Source organism: Sodalis-like endosymbiont of Proechinophthirus fluctus (assembly GCF_001602625.1).
Lineage (GTDB): Bacteria > Pseudomonadota > Gammaproteobacteria > Enterobacterales > Enterobacteriaceae.
The window spans coordinates 1-4,692 of the sequence record NZ_LECR01000064.1 but is presented as its reverse complement, the minus strand read 5'-3'; the positions used below and the strand labels follow the sequence as shown (position 1 = coordinate 4,692).

The 4,692-nt window shown below is 51.2% G+C and carries 4 protein-coding genes and 3 pseudogenes; all 7 read left to right on the top strand.

The features are described 5' to 3' along the window. Window positions 1-94: sigma factor-like helix-turn-helix DNA-binding protein (locus BG74_RS17540; RefSeq protein ID WP_305809579.1), on the top strand; the 94-nt coding region annotated here is incomplete at its 5' end. Window positions 95-1,317: 1,223 nt separating this feature from the next. Beyond that, entirely contained in the window at window positions 1,318-1,443 is a 126-nt protein-coding gene (locus BG74_RS20775; protein WP_439895699.1) for a hypothetical protein, read from the top strand. Between the two features lie 44 nt (window positions 1,444-1,487). Continuing rightward, window positions 1,488-1,847, top strand: coding sequence for a hypothetical protein (locus tag BG74_RS20770; protein WP_439895698.1), 360 nt, complete (start codon window positions 1,488-1,490; stop codon window positions 1,845-1,847). 57 nt (window positions 1,848-1,904) lie between these two features. Beyond that, window positions 1,905-2,027, top strand: coding sequence for a hypothetical protein (locus tag BG74_RS20765; RefSeq protein ID WP_439895697.1), 123 nt, complete (start codon window positions 1,905-1,907; stop codon window positions 2,025-2,027). Between the two features lie 440 nt (window positions 2,028-2,467). After that, a pseudogene (locus tag BG74_RS17535) lies at window positions 2,468-3,246 on the top strand (ABC transporter permease); the annotation flags it as partial. A gap of 129 nt (window positions 3,247-3,375) precedes the next feature. Continuing rightward, window positions 3,376-3,690, top strand: a pseudogene (locus BG74_RS17530) (hypothetical protein); the annotation flags it as partial. Between the two features lie 13 nt (window positions 3,691-3,703). Beyond that, window positions 3,704-4,459: pseudogene (locus tag BG74_RS17525) on the top strand (ATP-binding cassette domain-containing protein); the annotation flags it as partial. Window positions 4,460-4,692 lie beyond the last annotated feature (233 nt).

The window sequence follows — 4,692 nt, the reverse complement described above, 5'->3', positions numbered from 1 at the left end:
GGAGCTAGCCGATCGGTATGGAGTTTCAGCGGAGCGCGTGCGCCAGCTTGAAAAAAATGCCATGAGGAAAATACGTTTGGCGATTGAGGCCTGACGACAAATACGGCGATTTCTCCCGCCGAGCGCGTAGCGCGACGTGCGCATCGCCTTCAGACATATGCGACGCTCACAGAAGTTGAATTTTTGAGCGATGGAGCACCACCATCCTCGCCGCGCCGGCTAACATGGGGGGCGGCGAGGATGGTGGTGCTTCTTGCACGGAGTTTAATAGCCAGACAAACTGGCGCTGCTGGCAGCAAAAGGGGCCCCTGCAGTCATGGAAATGGGTATAGTATAGACCGGTATTTCAGTGTCCAGCGGTCGACTGCAGCTGATCGTTAGCACTGATGCCAGTCGTCGGGCTATTCGTAGAAGCTGCAGAAGGTCATAAATTTCCCCGTCAGGCCGGAATTCTCCAGCAGTTGTTGATTGCTAAGTCACTAACAAATAGATGAAACCCGGCATCTAGCACCGGGTTTCATCCAGTAAATAAAAGGCTAACGTAGCCCCCACTAGCCCGCCCATAATCCCAGGTGGCATCTATCTCCACCCGTGCCGCCGTCAGCAGCCGATCGTTGAACCACGCGACGAACAACACGTTGGAGTTGGTAAGCCGGTGTTATATAGAGCGTCGACGTCTGCGGCAGGCTGAGTCTTTTTCAGATCAAGCTTATCCGTGGGCTTAGTAACGTCATCCATTTAATAGTCAGTTTAATGGGTTCCTTACAGCCATTACCGTTATCCTGATTCGCTTAGAGAGGTGAAGGCATCGTCAAGTATAGAGCACTTACCGTATTTTACCGCGCGATACCCTGCCTATGACGCCTTCGGCATCATTAATCCTCCATGCGACGTTATTTTTCTGTTATCTTCGCATGTTATGTTATAGGACGTTAATGACTTCAGGTTTCAAGAGAACAGCATGGTAAACGCCCTTTGTTGTCCGCACCGCACCGTGCTTATGTTGATCGCCAGTCAAAACGCCTAGGCAGTGTCGGAAATTCCGTTCTGGCAATACTATCGAAGGTAAACTAGGAAAATAGGAAAAGAGGTAGAGATCCTGGCGACCCGTAACCAGACGCACCTGGATTATCGCCTAGTGCCGGTTTATAAGGGTATTTACCCACAAGAGCTGGCTGCTAGCATCGCCCGCTTGGCGCACCGGCAATGCGTTCGCCATTCTGTAAGTGTATGAGGTGGGCTCCGCCAAAAGGATGACTAGCTACGCCATCAAACCGGTTTATTATGTGTTCAGTGGCGCCGGCATTAATATTAATAATGACAGCCTTTGTGCTGACGATGGCGCTAGGCTACTATAGCGACAGTAAAACCGGCCATCTGATCTCCCAGCCGTTCAACAGCTCCACGCCGGTGCTGTATTACAATAAAGACTCCTTTAAATGAGCAGGGCTTTTGACCCCTGGCAGCCGCCACAAATCTGGCAGAAAATGACGACGGACACAGTAAAATTCCGCGGAGCCGGCCTGACCTATAGTTATACCAACAGCTGCTATCATGGCCAGATCCAAATTGAAAACTTCAGCGCTTGGCACAACATATCGGTTGCGACCCAGGATAATGGTTTTGTTAGCACCGATACCCGGCTGGTGTTAAACGGTCTGCTACAGGTCAAACACATCTCCAGCTGCTGTCGGATGTACTCAAGAACGGTAGCGCCTGCTATTTCAGCGGCGATGACGCCTATATGGCAAAATTTTATGGCGGCGACTGCGGTATGGCTACTGGCTTCTAGGGCTCGCTATCGACCGTGCGGCAATACGCCAAATTCAATTATGGCATTGGCATGATGCCTTATGACGTCGATGTGAAGAGAGTGCCGCTAGACGCGACGATTGACGTCAGCTGTGGGTTATGTGGCCGGCAAGAGCCTGGAAACCTATCATGGCGTAGCACAATTCCCATATTTCCTAGCCGAGCCAGAAAAATCGTCGCCGAATGGCATCAGCAAACTGGTTATCTACCAGTGACCACCACCGGTTATATACTGAGCAAGTAACATGGCTACTACAATCATAACATCGGCGCTGATATCGCCATCCGCCAAATGTTGAACAAACCGCCGCTGACATTCACCAAAAAGGACGCGCCTGGGCAATATATGCCGCAAATCCGCACCATAAGTCAATGAGAGGCTGGAGCGCGTTTGGAGCGGTAAGGCGCTATCCCTAAGAAGGCCATGGATAACACGGTAGTACGCGGTGATCAATTGCTGAGCCGTTTTGAACAATCCAAACATTAAATACTAGCCGCCAGAACCATTGCTGCGTTGGCGTGACGACGCCAAACGATGGGCATGATGACCGCTAGCCATCGCGGCTTTAGCGGCCCCGCGCATTGCCCTGGCTTGCTGGTTTTGCCGCAGTTGGCAGTGGCAGAAATATTTTTTCTTTAGCCGGCCGGTAAGGCGATGTGGTATCCTCTACAGTATGTCGAATCGTTCGGTCTAGTCGGATGGGCTTACACATCTGGACGATTTCTACCGCTTGTTTGCAGATCCTGGCTGTCTGGCGTTCTTTGGTACCACGCTATAGTTTAATGTGGCCGTTGACGGCTTGTGTGTTGTTATTAGCGTCGCTGTTTGCTGCGCTGGTCGATTACGTGTTATGCGCGTTGTGCGCTAAAAGGTTTTACCAAACGCTGCTGCTTCCCTACGCGGTTGCACTGGTCGTAGCAGTGGTACTAGTTTTCTATTTAGCCCCGGTTCCAGGCTTATTAGTCATTGGCTGAACGATCTAAGCTACTAGTAGAATGATGCACCAATGCCGGACAGGCGATGTTGTTAATAATTTCGTGGCGGTTATCACAGTGAAGCAGATAAGCTGTAACTTACTATTTTTCTTTTTAGTTCTTCAGTCTATATCTCCCACTCTATGGTGAATAGCCGCAGTCGTTGATGGCTGCTGGCCCGTTGCGCCGTTTCTTTCAATTGGCGCGACCTGATATAGCGGGTTAGCTTTTTGCTGGTGATTAATCTAGTGTATGCCTTTTCAATACGTTTCCAGCAATTGACACCGCGCAACCGCCGGCGGTCCGTCAGGCTATGACTGCGCTGATTTACAAGATCTATCGCGAAGGTTTTCATCCAGCTAGATCTGGCCAGTTCAGCAGCGCCGTCGGGTAGTATTAATGATGTTAGTCATCGTGTTGACAATTGTTCAGTTTCGCTTTGTCGAGCGAAAGGTGCAAGGTGCGCTATCAATGATAGACAGCAGCACGGGCTGGATATCTTCAGCTATTATCTCTTTAACTGGCTGGCTTCACAGTGATCCTGTTTACGCTATGTGTTTCTCTGGTCACGGCAACTCTAGACGCGCATCAGGTGTTTCAGGTCCTACTGTTTTTTTGTGGGACATCCTGCTACCACTGCTAAAATCAATTTGGCGGCACTTTTTATGATCACTTTTATCTTCGGCCAGAACCAATATCTCTAATCTCTGGCCGCTGCTGATTATTAACGACACCTCGCTGGATACGGCGGTGGCGGGTATACAGAGCATGATTGCCAGTGGAGACGGTACCACGCTGTGGAATCAGGTGATAGCGGAAATGCTGTTAACCCTGACTATACCGGTGGCGATTATGTTAGTCATGCAGCGTGCGGTTGTTCGTGTGCGACCTGATCGACAGTAAGAAATAGCGCCCTATGGCGAGTTTACGATTACAGCATGTCGTTAAAAACCATAACGGCAAAAATACCATCATCGAGCCGATGGACATGATGATGGAGGACGGGGAATTCATCGTGCTGGTCGGAACTGTCCGGCTTCGGCAAGTCAGCCTTATTACGCTTGGTGGCGGGTCTAGAGAGTGTGGACGGCCGGCGATATCTATATCGGCGACGAGTGCATCACCTATTGCAAGCCGCGGGATCTCGGCATTGCTATGGCGTTCCAGAATTATGCTTTGTACCCGCACATGAGCGTTTTCGACAATATGGCTTACAGACTCAAGATCCGCGGTTTCGGAAAATAATATATTCGCCACACGGTGGCGTAGGTAGCCAATATACTGGAGCTGCCACTGCTTTTATTCTGCAAGCTGCGTGAATTATCCAGGGCAGCGCGAGCGACGGCGCATCGTGATGAGGCGTACCCGTGCGTGAACTGGCCGTCTTCCTGTTTGACGAACCACTGTCCAATCTGGATGTCATGTTGCGCACGCAAATGCGCCTGGAGCTACAAAACAATTGCACCGCCGGCTCAAGACAACTAGTCCATGTGATCCGCGATCAGGTCGAAGCCATGACGCTGGACGAGCAGTTGGTGGTGCTCGATTAGGGCCAGGTAGAGCAAATCGGCACGCCGACGAAGATATGCTAATGACCGGCAACGCTTTTTGTCGCCGGTTTATGGGTTCGCCGGCAATGAATTTGCTGCTGGGACGCGTCAGCACAGACGGGTCTTGCTGCAGTTGGATAAATGACAGGCATTGGTGTTGCCTGTCGTGCGTGCCGATTTAGCCTGTCGTATGCTGACCTCTCCGGCACTCGTCCGGAGCAGATCCAGTGCGCGCGTCGCGACCTACAGACGCCACCGGCGATAGTCGCAGGATAGGCATCCGCTATTGGACCATGTCCTGGCGTGGACCATGCCCTGGCGCGGCTGAAGAGAGGAGGACGTTTATTTCAACGGC